The sequence below is a fragment of the Sphingomonas sp. NPDC079357 genome (genome assembly GCF_044901155.1).
In the GTDB taxonomy this organism is placed as follows: Bacteria; Pseudomonadota; Alphaproteobacteria; order Sphingomonadales; family Sphingomonadaceae; genus Sphingomonas.
The window spans coordinates 1-14,938 of sequence record NZ_JBJDOM010000009.1; the positions used below are offsets into that span (position 1 = coordinate 1).

General features: G+C 68.6%; 13 protein-coding genes. 6 read left to right on the forward strand and 7 right to left on the reverse strand.

Features of this window, described 5'->3' with window-relative positions; all coding sequences use genetic code 11:
* Positions 1 to 279: 279 nt before the first annotated feature.
* Complete coding sequence (locus tag ACI2JO_RS17895) at positions 280 to 954, reverse strand: FadR/GntR family transcriptional regulator (RefSeq protein WP_404721962.1); 675 nt, start codon at positions 952 to 954, stop codon at positions 280 to 282.
* 93 nt (positions 955 to 1,047) lie between these two features.
* Positions 1,048 to 1,860 carry a DUF4336 domain-containing protein gene (locus ACI2JO_RS17900; protein WP_404721963.1) on the reverse strand — a complete coding sequence of 271 codons (813 nt, stop codon included), beginning with the start codon at positions 1,858 to 1,860 and terminating at the stop codon, positions 1,048 to 1,050.
* A 108-nt stretch (positions 1,861 to 1,968) separates the two neighbouring features.
* Here ACI2JO_RS17900 and ACI2JO_RS17905 point away from each other — a divergent pair, with 108 nt between their 5' ends.
* The 5 genes from ACI2JO_RS17905 to maiA are packed head-to-tail and all read left to right on the forward strand — an operon-like array spanning position 1,969 to position 5,886.
* Positions 1,969 to 3,087: an 8-amino-7-oxononanoate synthase gene (locus tag ACI2JO_RS17905; protein WP_404721964.1), complete on the forward strand. Its 1,119-nt coding sequence runs from the start codon at positions 1,969 to 1,971 to the stop codon at positions 3,085 to 3,087.
* A complete protein-coding gene (gene bioD / locus ACI2JO_RS17910; RefSeq protein ID WP_404721965.1) occupies positions 3,084 to 3,707 on the forward strand; it encodes a dethiobiotin synthase in 624 nt (207 codons plus the stop codon). Before ACI2JO_RS17905 ends, bioD begins: the two co-directional genes overlap by 4 nt.
* Entirely contained in the window at positions 3,704 to 4,939 is a 1,236-nt protein-coding gene (locus tag ACI2JO_RS17915) for an adenosylmethionine--8-amino-7-oxononanoate transaminase (protein WP_404721966.1), read from the forward strand. Before bioD ends, ACI2JO_RS17915 begins: the two co-directional genes overlap by 4 nt.
* 22 nt (positions 4,940 to 4,961) lie before the next feature.
* Positions 4,962 to 5,198, forward strand: a complete 237-nt coding sequence (locus tag ACI2JO_RS17920) for a hypothetical protein (RefSeq protein ID WP_404721967.1) — start codon at positions 4,962 to 4,964, stop codon at positions 5,196 to 5,198.
* A gap of 40 nt (positions 5,199 to 5,238) precedes the next feature.
* Positions 5,239 to 5,886 (forward strand): maleylacetoacetate isomerase, encoded by a 648-nt coding sequence (gene maiA / locus ACI2JO_RS17925; RefSeq protein ID WP_404721968.1) that lies wholly within the window; start codon positions 5,239 to 5,241, stop codon positions 5,884 to 5,886.
* Positions 5,887 to 5,889: 3 nt separating this feature from the next.
* On the opposite strand, the gene ACI2JO_RS17930 is transcribed toward maiA, so the two are convergent.
* The 5 genes from ACI2JO_RS17930 to ACI2JO_RS17950 all read right to left on the reverse strand — a co-directional run bounded on the left by ACI2JO_RS17930 (position 5,890) and on the right by ACI2JO_RS17950 (position 13,614).
* On the reverse strand, positions 5,890 to 7,203 hold the full coding sequence (locus ACI2JO_RS17930; protein ID WP_404721969.1) for an MFS transporter: 1,314 nt from the start codon (positions 7,201 to 7,203) through the stop codon (positions 5,890 to 5,892).
* A gap of 211 nt (positions 7,204 to 7,414) precedes the next feature.
* Entirely contained in the window at positions 7,415 to 9,175 is a 1,761-nt protein-coding gene (locus ACI2JO_RS17935; protein WP_404721970.1) for an alpha-amylase family glycosyl hydrolase, read from the reverse strand.
* Between the two features lie 119 nt (positions 9,176 to 9,294).
* Positions 9,295 to 11,775 (reverse strand): TonB-dependent siderophore receptor, encoded by a 2,481-nt coding sequence (locus ACI2JO_RS17940; RefSeq protein ID WP_404721971.1) that lies wholly within the window; start codon positions 11,773 to 11,775, stop codon positions 9,295 to 9,297.
* 117 nt (positions 11,776 to 11,892) lie between these two features.
* On the reverse strand, positions 11,893 to 12,882 hold the full coding sequence (locus ACI2JO_RS17945) for a substrate-binding domain-containing protein (protein WP_404721972.1): 990 nt from the start codon (positions 12,880 to 12,882) through the stop codon (positions 11,893 to 11,895).
* 84 nt (positions 12,883 to 12,966) lie between these two features.
* Entirely contained in the window at positions 12,967 to 13,614 is a 648-nt protein-coding gene (locus ACI2JO_RS17950) for a TetR/AcrR family transcriptional regulator (RefSeq protein ID WP_404721973.1), read from the reverse strand.
* A gap of 112 nt (positions 13,615 to 13,726) precedes the next feature.
* On the opposite strand from ACI2JO_RS17950, the gene ACI2JO_RS17955 reads away from it, so the two are divergent.
* On the forward strand, positions 13,727 to 14,938 hold the full coding sequence (locus ACI2JO_RS17955; protein ID WP_404722050.1) for an efflux RND transporter periplasmic adaptor subunit: 1,212 nt from the start codon (positions 13,727 to 13,729) through the stop codon (positions 14,936 to 14,938).

A 14,938-nucleotide genomic window follows, 5' to 3' on the forward strand; every position in this document is an offset into this window, starting at 1 on the left:
GGGCTGCCGCGCGACAACCATTGAGGCGTCATCCCGGCGGAAGCCGGGGCGCCGTCGGGCGAAGCTGGTAGGTCGCGCCTCGTTACGCCGGCCTTTCCGACTTGGCCCCGGCGTTCGCCGGGTTGTGGGCGAGGGCCTTGTCCCTCGTACGCAGTTCGTGCTGAGCTTGTCGAAGCACCGACCCCCGGACACGCCCTTCGACAAGCTCAGGGCGAACGGGCGGAAACGGCGCGACACGAACCGGGCCAACCTCTCGAAGCCGACCTCATCCGCACTCTGTCACGCCGCCAGCGCCACCTCGGTATCGCGCTGCGCCTGCCCGATCAGCCGCTCGGTCACGCTCCGCGCGCCCCCGCCATCGCCGTTGGCGATCGCCTCGAACAGCGCGCGGTGGAGCGGGATCGGATCCTGATAGTGCGCGGGCGTGCGGTATTTGAAGAACGTCGTCCAGCGCACCGCCGCGGCGATGCTGCTCGACAGGCTCACCAGCAACTCGTTGCGGGTCGCCTGCAGGATCGTCGCGTGGAAAAGCTGGTCCGCGCTCTGCCCCTCCTGCGTGCGCAGCCCGTGCGCCGCCATGATCTCCAGCGCATGTCCCATCCGCGACAGCTCCGCAGCGCTGCGCTGAAGCGCCGCCAGCTCGGCGGCGGCGGGTTCGACGATCAGCCGCAACTGGAACAGGCTGCGCACGAAATCGAGCGACGGCGCACCCTCGAACATCCACGCCAGCATGTCGGGATCGAGCAAATTCCAGTGCGCGCGATCACGCACCCGCGTCCCCGCCTTGGGCCGGCTCTCGACCAATCCCTTCGCGCTGAGCATCCTGAGCGACTCGCGGATCACGCTGCGCGAGACGCCGAACTGTTCGGCCAGCTCCAGCTCGCCGGGCAGCGTCACGCTGGCCGGATGCCGTCCAGTGACGATCGCGACGCCCAGATCATGCGCGATCGTCATATGCGCCGGCCCGCGCCGCTCGCTTCTCTCCACGCTGCCCCCTGCTATCATGCCGCAGCTTAGGCGGATGCGCGCGGCAGGAGCAAGGCGCGCTTAGTCGGCCCAGGCGAGCGCCCGGCGCAATTGTGCAGCGGCGTCCTCGGTGAACGGCCGGCCATGCGCGAACACCACCCGCTCGGGCGCGAGCGCGACCAGCGTCGCCACCGCCGCGCGCAGGCCGCGCCCGCCGAAGCGCAGCACCGGGCGCAGGTAGCGCGGCGTCGTGCCCCACGCGCCGCCGCTCAGCCGCGCGATGAAGGCGGTGATCGGCGGCAGCCGCTCGGGCTCCATATGCTGGACGACGTCGGTGAGGACCAGGGTGCGCGAGGCACGGTGGTGAAACCATATCTCGTTGAACCCCGCCGCGCCTGTGATCAGCCCCTGATCGACCGCGTCGGCCCATTCAGCGGGCGGCACCGCGCCCAACTCGCGGTCGATCCGTAACCCGCTGCGCTGTACCTGCCCGCGCTCGCCGAGCCCCGGCGCCGCCCACAGCAGCGCCTTGGGATAGGCGCGCTGCCACGCCGGCAACCGCGTCCAGTGCGCGATGTTCGGCGCGACCAGATGCCGCACCACGCCCAGCTCGGCGAGCGTTGCCGCCAGCGCGGGGGTGAAGCGCGTCGGCGAATGCAGCATCAGTGAGCGGTCGGGCAGCCGCAGTACCGTCATGCGGATCGGCAGCGACAGGCCGGAGGCGATCATCGGCCCGCTATCGACGATCCAGATATCCTTGCCGAACGATTTGAGCACGTCGAGCGGTGGGTAGCTGGCGGGGGCGTCGCTGTTGCGTTCGCGCGCCGCCAACCAGGCGACCGCACCGGCGGCGACCGCCGCGCCGCCCAGCGCGATCTTCGTGTTGCGGTTCATCGGTCAGCTCCCTCTGCATCCGTCGATCGAGCGCTGCCAACGCCCGAGCCGCGCGATCGGTGGCACGGATACTGGCCAAGCGACATCCGCGACGGCATAGGCGCGCCAATGCAGCTTGTCGCCCAACGCGCCCATCTCTCCGCGCTCGCCGACGCCGGACGCCTGCGCACGCTGGCGCCGCGCCACGGCGTCGACCTGTCCTCGAACGACTATCTTGCGCTGTCCACCGCCCCGCGACTGGTCGCAGCAGCGCAGGCGGCGCTGGCGCAGGGCGTCGCGCTCGGCTCGGGCGGGTCGCGGCTGCTGCGCGGCAACGATGCCGAGCATGAGGCGCTGGAGGCCGAGGCGGCGGCGTTCTTCGGCGCGGCGGCGGCGCTATCGTTCGGCAGCGGCTATGCCGCAAACACCGCGTTGCTTTCATCGGTGCCGCAGCCCGGCGACCTGATCGTCCATGACGCTTTGGTCCATGCGAGCATGCACGACGGAATGCGGCTCGGGCGCGCGACCTGCGTCACCGCCGCGCATGGCGACGCGCAGGCCGCCGATGACGCGATCGGGGCGTGGCGCACGGGCGGCGGCACCGGCACGCCGTGGATCGCGGTCGAGAGCCTCTACAGCATGGACGGCGATCTGACCGACGTCGCCGCCTATCTCGCGGTCGCCGACCGGCACGACGCGATGCTGATCGTCGACGAGGCGCACGCGACCGGCGTGTGGGGCGCGCGCGGGCGCGGCGTGGCGGAGGCGTGGCACGGGCGCGAAAACCTGGTGACGCTCAACACCTTCGGCAAGGCGCTGGGCTGCGAGGGCGCGGTGTTGTGCGGGCCGGCGATCGTCCGCGACTTTCTGGTGGCGCGCGCGCGGCCGTTCATCTTCTCGACCGCGCCATCGCCACTCTCCGCGGCGGTGGCGCGCGAGAGCCTGCGCGTCGTCGCCGACGAGCCGGAGCGGCGGGCAAGGCTCCACGCGCTGATCGCGGCGGCGCGGCGACATCTCGCCCCGCTCGGCGCGCATGTCGAGTCGCAGATCGTGCCGCTGGTGATCGGGGACGACCGCGAGACGATGCGGGTCGCGGCGGCAGTACAGGCGGCGGGCTTCGACGTGCGCGGCATCCGCCCGCCGACCGTTCCGGCGGGCACCGCGCGGCTGCGGATCGCGCTGACGCTTCATGTCGGCGAGGCGGAGCTTGCTGCGCTGGCGGACGTGTTGAAGGAGATATTGCCATGAGCGGGACGATCGTCGTCACCGGAACCGACACCGACGTCGGCAAGACCGTGTTCGCCGCCGCGCTGACCGTCGCGCTCGGCGCACGTTACTGGAAGCCGGTGCAGGCCGGGCTGGCGGACGGCAGCGACGCGGGCAGCGTCGTGCAGCTCGGCGTCGACCCGGCGCAGGTGGTACCGGAGGCGTATCGGCTGAACACGCCGTGCTCGCCGCACCGCGCCGCGGAGATCGACGGCGTGACGATCGACCGCGCGCGGCTCGCGCTGCCGGCAGGTGACGGGCCGCTGGTGGTCGAGGGCGCGGGCGGGGTGCTGGTGCCGCTGACCCGGGAATGGTCGTTCGCGGATCAGGCCGCCGCTTGGGGGCAGCCGGTGGTGCTGGTCGCGCGCACCGCGCTCGGCACGATCAACCACAGCCTCTTGTCGATCGAGGCGCTGCACGCGCGCGGTGTGCCGCTGCTGGGCGTCGCGTTCATTGGCGATGCGGTCGAGGACAGCGAGGCGGTAATCGCGGAGATCGGCAAGGTTCGCCGGCTCGGGCGGCTGCCGCGCCTCGCCGACCTGAACGCCGCGACGCTTGCCGCCGCCTTCTCCGCGCATTTCAACGTCGAGGATTTCCGGTGAGTTCGGTCTGGCACCCCTTCACCCAGCACGGACTTCAGGAGCCGATCCCCTGCGTCGTGCGCGGCGAGGGCGCGGTGCTGCACACCGCCGACGGGCGGCGTGTGATCGATGCGATCTCGTCGTGGTGGGTGACAACGCACGGCCATGCGCACCCCCGGATCGCCGCCGCGATCCGCGCGCAGGCCGAACGTCTCGACCAGATGATTTTCGCCGGCTGGACACACGAACCCGCCGAGCAGGTCGCCGCCGGGCTGCGCGCGATCATGCCGCCGTCGCTGACGCGGGTGTTCTTCTCCGATTCGGGCTCGACCAGCGTCGAGGTCGCGCTGAAGATGGCGCTCGGCTACTGGCTGGCGCGCGGCGACGCGCGCCACCGCATCCTTGTCATGGAGCATGGCTATCACGGTGACACGATCGGCGCGATGTCGGTCGGGCAGCGCGGCGTGTTCAACCGCGCCTATGCCCCGCTGCTGTTCGATGTCGAGACGATCCCGTACCCGGCGGTCGGGGCGGAGCAGGCGACGCTCGACGCGCTCGACCGCGCCTGTGCCGCGGGCGCGGCGGCGTTCATCGTCGAGCCGCTGGTGCTCGGCGCGGGCGGGATGCTGTTCTACTCGCCCGACATGTTGCGGCAGATGCGCGAGGTCTGCGCGCGGCACGGCGTGCTGTTCATCGCCGACGAGGTGATGACCGGCTGGGGCCGCACCGGCACGTTGCTGGCGTGCGAACAGGCGGGGATCGAGCCCGACATCCTGTGCCTGTCCAAGGGGCTGACCGGCGGCGCGCTGCCGCTGGCGGTGACGATGGCGAGCGAGCCGATCTTCGACGCGCATTGGTCGACCGACCGCGCGAAGATGTTCTTCCACTCCTCCAGCTACACCGCCAATCCGATCGCGTGCGCCGCCGCCGCCGCCAATCTCGCGATCTGGCGCGAGGAGCCGGTGCTGGAGCGGGTCGCGCGGCTGGGCGCGGCGCAGGCGGCGCGGCTCGCGACGCTCGACGGCATCCGCAACCCGCGCGTGCTGGGCACGATCGCGGCGTTCGAGATCGGCGCGGGGGAGGGGTATCTCTCCGACCTTGCCCCGCGGCTGATGGCGGCGTTCCGCGAGCGCGACGTGCTGCTGCGCCCGCTCGGCGACACGCTCTACGTCATGCCGCCCTATTGCATCGGCGACGACGATCTCGACCGCATTTATTTCGCCATTTCGGAGGTTTCGGCACGCCACCGATAGCGCGGATGCGCGTTGTGGGAGGATGAACAATCCTTCCCGTCTCCGCTCCGCCGCGTCGATCCTGTGGCGGCGCTGGCGTGGCTGGTGGTCGGATCACCGCGCGATCGCGAGCGACCGGGCCGCTGCGCTGGAGGCGAAAGCGCGCGAGGCGTTGTCGCTCGGCGAGGCGCAGCGGCTCGCGATGGAGGCGGCGGCGTTGCGCGCGGTGGCCGACGGTCCGGGGCGGCGCAAGGGGATCATTCCGTTGCTGCGCAACTGATGCGCCGCGGTTAGGCTGCCCCGAAAACAGGGGAGGATCCATGACCGCGACGCCCGACATGCCGGTGCTGCACGGCTATTTCCGCTCGACTGCCGCCTATCGCGTGCGGATTGCACTTAACCTGAAGCGGGTGGCGTGGTGCGACGCCTTCCATCATCTGCGCCACGGCGAACAGCGCGCGCCCGCTTATCTACGCCTCAACCCGCAGGGACTGGTGCCGGCGCTCGAATGGGAAGGCGCGGTGCTGACGCAGAGCCTCGCGATCTGCGAATATCTCGACGAGCGCATCCCGGCACCGCCGCTGCTCCCCGCCAATCCGGTCGTCCGCGCGCACGTCCGGGCCTTCGCGCAGGTGATCGCGTGTGACACGCATCCGGTGCAGAACCTGCGCGTGCTGCAACGGCTGCGCGCCGCCAGGCTGGACGAGGCAGCGGTCAACGGCTGGGCACGCGACACGATCACCGACGGGCTGTCCGCCTGCAACGCGCTGATCGCGGATCGGGACGGACCGTATTGCTTCGGCACGCAGGTGACGCTCGCCGACCTGTGTCTTATCCCGCAATTGTTCAACGCGCGGCGCTTCGGAGTCGAGCTGGCATGGCCGCGGCTGCTGGCGGTTGAGGCGGCGTGCCTTGCGCTGCCGGCCTTCGCCGACGCCGCGCCGGAGCGGCAGCCGGATGCGGAGTAGCGCCTACGCCACCGCCCGCTCGCGCGCGCCGCGCCCGACCATCACCGTCGCGACCGCACCGACGAGCATCAGCACCCCGCCGAGCATGATGACCCCGCGCGCATCGCCGCCGAGCAGGCTCTTGTAGAACAGCGGGATCGATAGGCTCTCGATCATCATCGGGATCACGATGAACATGTTGAAGATGCCCATATAGACGCCGTTGCGCGCGGGCGGGATCATGCCGGTCAGCATGATGTACGGATTGCCCATCATCCCCGCCCAGCCGATCCCGATGCCGATCATCGCCACGAACAGCCAGCCTTCGGACGGCAGCGCCGGGATCGCCAGCATCGCCGCGCCCGAGGCGGCGAGACAGCAGGCATGGACCGCCTTCGCGCCATACCGCTTCGCCAGCGGCATCAGCGCCAGCGCGGCGACAAACGCGACCGCATTGTAGAACGCCCCCAATTGCCCGACCGTCAGCACGGTATCGCGGAATGCGGTGCTGCCCGTCTCGACGGTGCCGTGCAGTGAGCGCGCCAGTGCGAAGGTGATGAACTGCCAATAGGCGAACATCGCATACCATTGGCACAGCATCGCCAGCGCGAGCTGCCGCATCGGCCTGGGCATCTCGACCAGCGCCGCCTTCAGATCGGCGAGGGTCGCGCGCAGCGTCAGCGGCTCCGCCGCCAGCCGCGCCTGTTCCTCGGGCGGCAAGGGCAGTTCCGGCACGCGCCAAACCGACCACAGGATCGTCGACAGCGACAGCACCGCCCCGATCAGGAAGGCGATGCGCGTGATGTCGGGGATGCCATTGGCGTCGACCGCATCCTTGTCGAACCCGATCCACACCAGCAGCGACGGCGCGAGGTACGACAGGGTCTGTGCCAGCCCGGTGAAAGCGGATTGCGTCAGGAACCCGGTCGCGCGCTGGTCCTCCGCCAGCCGGTCGCCGACATAGGCGCGATACGGCTCCATCGTCACGTTGTTGGCGGCGTCGAGGATCCAGAGCAGGCTGGCCGCGATCCACAAGGCGCGGCTGTACGGCATCGCGAACAGGCACAGGCTGCACAGCACCGCGCCGATCAGGAAATAGGGCGTGCGCCGCCCGAGCCGCGTATTGGTCCGGTCGCTCATCGCGCCGATCAGCGGCTGGACGAGCAGCCCGGTCACCGGCCCGGCCAGCCAGAGGAGCGGCAGGCTGGCCTCGTCCGCGCCGAGATAGCCGTAGATCGGCGCCATATTGGCCTGTTGCAGCCCGAACGAGAATTGCAGCCCGAGAAAGCCGAGGTTCATCTCGACGATCCGGGCCAGCGACAGGCGCGGCTTGCTCATCTCATGGCTCCTGTCTGGTCGGAGAGGACGGTTGTGAGCTTGGCAGGCGTAGTGCGAGTAACGCTTCGGTCCGTCCTTACGACGCCTGCCGCACAATCCCCGTTCGTGCTGAGCTTGTCGAAGGGCGGGTTACAGGGCACGTGCTTCGACAAGCTCAGGACGAACGGCGAGGGTGGGGCGGGCTTTGTGCGAGCGCAGCACCGGTCCGCTCTCAACCCTCCAGCCACACGACCTCCCATGCCGGCACCGTATCGACCACCGCACCGCTCAGCCGGTCGCGGCCGGTCTCCGGCACCGCAATCTCCCGATCGCCGAAATTCAGGAACACCCGGTCGCGCCCGCACGCAACGCCCAGCAGCGCCGCATCCCCGGTTTCGATCAAAGCCGGCGCCCCCGCACCCCCGCTCGCGATCCGCGCATCGCGCAGCGCGACAAGATCACCGCTGATCCGCAGCGCCGCCGGCGTCTCCAGCGCCCACCAGTCCATGCCAGGACGGTGGATCCAGCGCCCCTCGTGCGCCAGCCCGGGATCGTCGGTATAATCGTAATCGTTCAGCAGCCCGGCCTCATCGCCCATATAGGTCGTCGCCACACCGCCACTCGCGATCGCCAGCGCGTTGAGCAAAGCGATGCGGCGCAAGGCCATCTCGCGGGTCTCATCGTCGTCCGCCGTCTCCAGCCCCGCCAGCGAGGCGAGCGTGCCATTGGTACCGTGCAGCGCCGCGCCGTCCGACTGGAACGGCACGCCGCGCGCCCAGCTGTCGCCGGCGCCGTGCAGGAAGGCGGCGGCGGCGCGCAGCCGAGTCTCAGGCTCCGGGTCGATCGCGCGCAGGTCGCCGAGCACCGCGCCCCAGCCGATATCGTCGTGGCAACGCGCATAGCTCAGCCAGTTCGCGCCCGACGGCAGCCCGCCGCTCGCCGCGATGATCGCCGCCGGCAGTTGCGCTGACTGCTCGGCGAGTCCGACCCACCCCGCGACCATCAGCGAATTGTTGTAGACCAAATGGCATTCGGGCTCGAACCCGCCGCCCTCCTCCATCCCGAAATAGGGCGGCACGAACGCGGTCGGCACGATCGCCTCCGCCTTGAGCAGGGTCGCCGGCGCGACGATGTCGAGCGCGGCGCGCAGGGCCCGGACGATGTAATGCCCCTGCGGCAGATTGCGGCACGTCGTGCCGGGCTGCTTCCAGAGGAAGGCGGTGCTGTCGAGCCGGAAGGCCTCGAACCCATGATTGGCGAGCCGCAGCGCGGCGTCGAGGATCGCGACGAACACCTGCGGGTTGCGCCAGTTCAGGTCCCATTGGAACGGATAGAAGGTCGTCCAGACGTTCCCGCCCATTTCGGGGACATAAGTGAAATTTCCCGGCGCGGTGGTCGGGAAGACCTGCGGCAGTTCGGCGTCGCGCGCCGCTGCTTCGGCATCGTCGACCACCATGTAAAAGTCGCGATAGAAGGGATCGCCCGCCCGCGCTGCTTTCGCCCATTCGTGATCGTCGGCGGTGTGGTTGAGCGCAAGGTCGACACACAGGCTGATCTTCGCGGCGCGCAACCGCTCGGTCAGCCGCTCGACGTCCGCCATCGTGCCCAGCGATGGCTCGATGCTGAGGTAATCGGCGACCGCAAATCCGCCGTCGCTGTCGCCCGCACGCGCCTTGAGCAGCGCGAGGACGTGAAGGTAGCGCACGCCGAGCGCCTCAAGATGGTCGACATGCGCGGCCAGCCCGTTCACCGTCCCGCCGAAGCGATCGACATAGGTCGAATAGCCGAGCATGTCCGGGCGCACGAACCAGTCGGGATCGGCGACCCGCGCGCTGTCGAGCGCCTGCAACGCCGCGGGGCGTTCGGCGGCACGGGCCCGGAGCAGCGCCTCGACCGTCGCCCACAGCGCCTCGCTGTCGTGATCGGGGTAGAGCCGCGCAAGCTGGCGACGTAGCCCCGGAGCGATCGCATCGAGGCGCTGCTGCATGGTCATCGCGATTCCACGTCCCATTCTTTTACACCATCGTCACCCCGGCGAAGGCCGGGGTCCAGAGCCAGGCAGAACCTGCGCCCGTGGCAGTGGACTCCGGCCTCCGCCGGGTGACGGAAGCCTCAAAAATCGAACCGCACCGACGCAGCGATCGTCCGGCCGTTGATCGAGCGTGCGCGCACCAGCTGGTTCGACGGGATCGCGGCATCTTCGGCCTCGGTGATGCCCTTCACGTTGAAGATGTTGTTGGCGTTCAGGTTGAAGCTGACGTTGTCCGCCGCGCGCACCAGCACGAAGCCGTTGACCTGCGTATAGGCGGGCATCTTCAACTGGTTGGCCGGCTGGGTGTAGCTGGAGGTCGTGCCGATCACGTTCGCGCCGAAGCTGACGCGCCCGAAATCGAGCTGCGGGGTCGCCTGATAGACGAACGCCGCCTGCCGCTGCGGCCGATTGCCGTTCAGCGTCGCATCGGTCGCGTCGCTGGTAATCTTCGCATCGGTATAGGTGCCCGCGGCGGTCAGCGAGAACGGCCCACGGCGGAAGCGGCCTTCCAGCTCGACGCCGGTCGCGTCGTAGCGACGGCTGGTGAATTGCTGCTGCGACAGCAGGTAGTTGGTTTCCTGGGTCTTGGCATTGAACACCGTCGCATAGAAGGCGACCGGGCCGCTGGAGAATTTCAGCCCGCCCTCGGCCTGCTTGACGAAGTCATAGGGCTTGGAGCCGTTGACCAGTCCGCCGGTCGTGATGTCGATCGTCGGCCCGAACAGCAGCCGGTCGGCGTTGACGCGCCCGCCGCGGCTGTAGCGCGCGAAGGCGGCCAGCGTGTCGCTCAGCCGGTAGTTCACGCCCGCCGAATAGGACAGGTAGCTATAGTCATAGTCGATGCCGGTGCGATTGTTCGGGATGAACCCGACCGTTTGCTCGGCGACCGAGATCACGCCGTCGCCGTTGATGTCCTGCGCGCGCGTCGTCACCGCGCCGGGCAGGTCGCCCGCGATGCTGCCCTTGGCGGAGCCGAAATCGTAGCGCAGGCTGCCGTCGATGTTCAGCCGCCCGATCTCAAAGCCGAGCTGTGCGAACGGCGCGTTGGTGGTGTAGCGCATGTCGTAGCTGCGGCGGCAGCAATTGCCGAAGAACGACGCCGAATACAGCGTGCCCCCGGCGGTCTGCGAAACGCCCGCGGCGTTGCGGATGTCGACCAGCACCGAGCGACCGTCACCCTGCACGGTCTGGAAGAACGACGTCCACAGCCAGTCGGTCTTCACGTCCTGCCGCGAATTGTAGATGCCCGCCGCGATCGACAGCGCGCCGCCGCCGAGATCGACCTTGCCGTTGAGGCGCAGGTCGTTGGTGATGTTGTTCAGGCTCTTCAGGTCGACGTCGAACAGCACGACGCTGGCGAGCAGGCCGTTGCCGCCGACCGTCGCCGGATTGGCGATCCGCTGCCCCGACAGCGGGCCGCTGGCATAATAGAGCTGCGCGCCGGCCCCGGCGAAGCTGTTGGCGGTGGTCTGCGCATCGCCGACCGCGGCCGGGAAGGGCGAGACGAAGTCGCCGGAAATGTCCGAATAGCGGAACCGCTCGGTGACGTTCCAGCCGTCGGCGATCTCATACTGGCCCTCGAACCCGACCGACTTGACCACGGGATGCATCCCGTCACCGATGTTGCGGCGCACCGGATTGTTGTTGCCGTCCAGCGTCAGCACCGAGCCGATGTAGCGGCTGTGCAGCGTGTCCTCGTTGATCGAGAAGCCGGGAATGTTCTGGTACGTCGGGTCGCCGTCGCTCCCGGTCACGCGCACCGGGTTGGGCAGATAGGCGATGCTGCGGTCGTCGAGATATTTGCCGTAGACGCGGACGTAGCCGCGGTCGAACTCGCGGGTGATGTTGGCCTTGATCTGCCCGCCGCGCATCGCGTCATAGCCGACGTCGCGCGGACCGTCACCGAGCCGGTAGAAACCGCTCAGTTCGTAGCGGGTCTTGGCATCAATGTGTCCGCCATACGCAAAGTCGGCCCTATATTCACGGTAATCGATGCCCGAGGAAAGCTGGAACGAGCCCCCGTCCTGCTCGCCGGTCTTCGAAATGAAGTTGATGATGCCACCGGGCGAGTTGCTGGCGAACGTCGACGCCGATCCGCCGCGCACCGACTCGATACGGGCGAGCGACAGATCGTTACGGATGAAGATGTCGGCATTGCCGAAGATGATGTCGCCGAATTCGAGCACCGGCAGGCCATCTTCCTGCAATTGCAGGAACTTCGACCCGCCCGACGCGACCGGCAGACCGCGCACCGAGATATTGGCATTGCCTTCGCCGCCCGATGCCTCGACGCGGACGCCGGGCAGATTGCGCAGGATTTCCGCGGTGTTACGCGGCGGGATCTTGGTGGTCAGGTCGGCGTCAAGCGAACTGACCGACACCGACGTATCCAGCCTGTTACGCCCCTGCGCCACGCCGGTGACAACAATGTCCTCAGAAACGGTCGCTTCGGCCGGATCGGCAGCGGTGGCGGTCGTGTCGGTCTGCGGAACTTGCGCGTGCGCCGCACCGGCGATCAGCAACGCGGGGATCGAAGCGAGCAGGCGAAAACGCAGCGTCATCACGGAAAACCTCTCCTGAGCGGCCATCCTTTCCGAACAGCCTGATGTCAGCTACATACAGCCCTCACAATCGATTGCAAAGAACTTTGTGCAAACGATTGCGAGAAGTGCGACCGGTCAGGCGGAGGCGCGAACGACCAGTTCGGGCGGGACGATCGCGCTGGTTGCGGGCTCACCCGCGATCCGCCGCAGGAGCGTCTCGACCATCAATCGAGTGCCGGCCACCAGGTCCTGCCGGATCGTCGTCAACGGCGGCGACGTGTGCGCGGCAAGCGTCACGTCGTCGTACCCAACCACTGCGACATCGCCAGGCACGTCGAGCCCGGCCTCGGTCAACGCGCGCAGCGCGCTCATCGCGGCGACGTCGGAGGCGGCGAAGATCGCGTCGGGCGCGCTACCGTCCGCCAACCGTGCGCGCACCGCGGCATGAACCGCATCGGGGTCCATCTCGCACGACAGGATCTCGACCGACGCGGGGCCAGCCGCTTCCCGGAACCCCGCCAGTCGATCCGCAAACTCGGGGGGTGCGGGATCACCGAGGAATAACAGCCGGCTGCGTCCCAGCCCAAGCAGATGCGTCGCAGCAATCCGTCCGCCCAGGATGTTGTCCGACCCGATCGTCAGATGTTGCTGCCCCGGGCGATTGACCCCCCAAACCACCAGCGGCGCATAGCGTGCCGCGACACGCTCTATCGTGTCATATTGATCGGATTGCCCGACCAGCAGAACGCCGTCGACCCGCCCGCTGTCGACCAGCCGGTCGAGCCACTCGTCATTCTCCGGCAGCACGCGCGACAGCAGGATGTCATAGCCGCGATCCACCAGCAGATCGGCGAGAAATCCCAGCAGGCTGAGGAAGAACGGGTCGGTCAGATGCTGGGTGCGCGCATGGCCCAGCGGCATGGCGAGCGCGATCGCGCCGGTGCTGCGCATCCGCAAATTGCGCGCAAGCTGGTTGGGCCGGACGCCATGTTCGCGCGCCAGCGCGCGGATGCGCTCCTGCGTGGTCTTGCTGACCGAGGGGTGCCCCGACAGCGCGCGCGACACCGTCGCCGTCGACACCCCTGCCATCGCTGCCAGATCGGCCAGCTTCATCGCCGTCGCCACCGCGTCACGTCCCCGCTTTGTTCGAGATCTTCATAAGCGGTCGGCGGCGCGTCGCAATGCGGGTCGTGGTCGCGGTGCCGTGGTTCAGCGCTCGTCGCGCTCAATCGCCGCGATCTCGCTGTCGATGAACGCCATCAACAGCTTGAGTACCTCGGGGTCGGTGCACCGCGCATTCATCAGCCGCCGTTGGCACATGCCACCCGCCATGATGAGGATCGACTCGCCCAGCCGTGCCAGCCGGCCTTCGTCGCGCGCCGCCGGCACGATGATCTTCAACGCCCGCACCAATTGCCCGCGCAGCCGATCGTCCATCGCATCGAAGATCTCGGCGATCCGCTGATTGCGGTTCGCCTCGGCCATGATCTCGGCGATCAGCCGCGTGTCGTTGAGGTCGTTGCAGGCGATGAAGCGCGCGATCCAGTCGCGCACCATCGTCCGATCCGAGGTGCAACGCGCCGCACATAGTTCGTCACCGGCCAGAAATTCGTCGAGATCATGTTCGACCAAGGCGGCGACAATCGCCTCCTTGTTGGCGAAGTCGCGATAGATCTGGCCCACCAGCACCCCCGACCGTTCCGACAGTTTCGCCATACTGGTGGCGTGGAAACCGTACTCTGCAAAAAGTTCCCGGGCTGCCTGAACGATTTTCGCACGACGTGCGTTTGCTTTCCCGCTTCGGTCGCGTGGGAAGGCGGCGTCGGGCTCGGTACATCCTTCGTTACACCGCTGCATCAATTTACGCCGACCATCTTCTTCCCAGCTTGACGGTGCCACCTCTTCGCAGTAGCAGCATTCGTGAGTGAGCGATCACTCACACACTTCATAAGAGATGTCCATGCTGAAAATGGGGCCGAAAACGGGGTTCGCGGTCGCCGCGATGATGCTGGTGCCGCTCGCGGCGTGCGGCGGCGCGAACGATGCGGAAAAGCAGCAACAGCAGCAGGCGCAGGCCGGGCCGCCGCAAGTGAGCGTGCTGGCCGTGCAGCCGCGGTCGGTGACGCTGACTTCGACGTTGCCGGGGCGGACGACCGCCTTCGAAACGTCGGAAGTGCGACCGCAGGTCAACGGCCTCGTCACCGCGCGACTCTTCACCGAGGGCGAGCTGGTCCGCGCCGGGCAGCCGCTCTACCGCATCGACTCGCAGCCCTATCAGGCGCAGGTCGCCAGTGCGCGTGCCGCGGTGGCGCGCGCGCGTGCCGCGATCGCGTCGAGCGCTGCGCTCCAGCGCCGCTATGGCGAGCTGGTCAAGATCAACGCGATCGCACGGCAGGATTACGAGAACGCCGTGACCACCGCCGCGCAGGCGCAGGCGGATGTCGCCGCGCAGCAGGCGGCGCTGCGCTCGGCGCAGATCGATCTCGCGCGCACCACGATCCGCGCACCGATCTCGGGCCGCATCGGCCGCTCGGTGGCCACCACCGGCGCGCTGGTCAGTGCCTCGCAGACCAATCCGTTGACCACGATCCAGCGGCTCGACCCGATCTATGTCGACGTCTCGCAGTCGAGCGCCGACCTGCTCAAGCTGCGCCAGCAGATCGCCGCCGGCGATCTGGCGCGCGGCGGCACCGCGGCCCGCGTCCGGCTGCGGCTGGAGGATGGCTCGGTCTATCCGATCGAGGGCAAGCTGCAGTTCGCCGATGTCAGCGTCGATCCGAACACCGGCACCCAGACGATCCGCGCCTTGTTCCCGAACCCGAAGGGGCTGCTGCTGCCGGGCATGTACGTCCGCGCCGAACTGGTCGAGGGGACGAAGAACAACGCGATCCTCGTGCCGCAGCGCGCGGTGACGCGTGACGAGCGCGGCAATCCCAGCGTCCTGGTGGTCGGGGCCGACGGCAAGCTCCAGCCGCGCCAGCTGACCGCACCGCGCACGATCGGCGACGACTGGCTGGTCACCGCCGGGCTCAATCCGGGCGACAAGGTGGTCATGGAAGGCGCAATGATGCTGCGCCCCGGCATGCCCGTGAAGGCCGTGCCATATAATCCGAACGCCAAGCCCGCCCAGCCCGGTGCGCCGGGCGGCGCGGCGCAGGGCCAGCCGGCTCAGGGAAAGTAA

Bases quoted from the DNA above. Each gene is read 5' to 3' on its own strand.
- ACI2JO_RS17895 (WP_404721962.1), bottom strand. From the start codon at position 954: ATGACGATCGCGCATGATCTGGGCGTCGCGATCGTCACTGGACGGCAT.
- ACI2JO_RS17900 (WP_404721963.1), bottom strand. From the start codon at position 1,860: ATGAACCGCAACACGAAGATCGCGCTGGGCGGCGCGGCGGTCGCCGCC.
- ACI2JO_RS17905 (WP_404721964.1), top strand. From the start codon at position 1,969: ATGCAGCTTGTCGCCCAACGCGCCCATCTCTCCGCGCTCGCCGACGCC.
- bioD (WP_404721965.1), top strand. From the start codon at position 3,084: ATGAGCGGGACGATCGTCGTCACCGGAACCGACACCGACGTCGGCAAG.
- ACI2JO_RS17920 (WP_404721967.1), top strand. From the start codon at position 4,962: ATGAACAATCCTTCCCGTCTCCGCTCCGCCGCGTCGATCCTGTGGCGG.
- maiA (WP_404721968.1), top strand. From the start codon at position 5,239: ATGACCGCGACGCCCGACATGCCGGTGCTGCACGGCTATTTCCGCTCG.
- ACI2JO_RS17930 (WP_404721969.1), bottom strand. From the start codon at position 7,203: ATGAGCAAGCCGCGCCTGTCGCTGGCCCGGATCGTCGAGATGAACCTC.
- ACI2JO_RS17935 (WP_404721970.1), bottom strand. From the start codon at position 9,175: ATGACCATGCAGCAGCGCCTCGATGCGATCGCTCCGGGGCTACGTCGC.
- ACI2JO_RS17940 (WP_404721971.1), bottom strand. From the start codon at position 11,775: ATGACGCTGCGTTTTCGCCTGCTCGCTTCGATCCCCGCGTTGCTGATC.
- ACI2JO_RS17950 (WP_404721973.1), bottom strand. From the start codon at position 13,614: ATGCAGCGGTGTAACGAAGGATGTACCGAGCCCGACGCCGCCTTCCCA.
- ACI2JO_RS17955 (WP_404722050.1), top strand. From the start codon at position 13,727: ATGGGGCCGAAAACGGGGTTCGCGGTCGCCGCGATGATGCTGGTGCCG.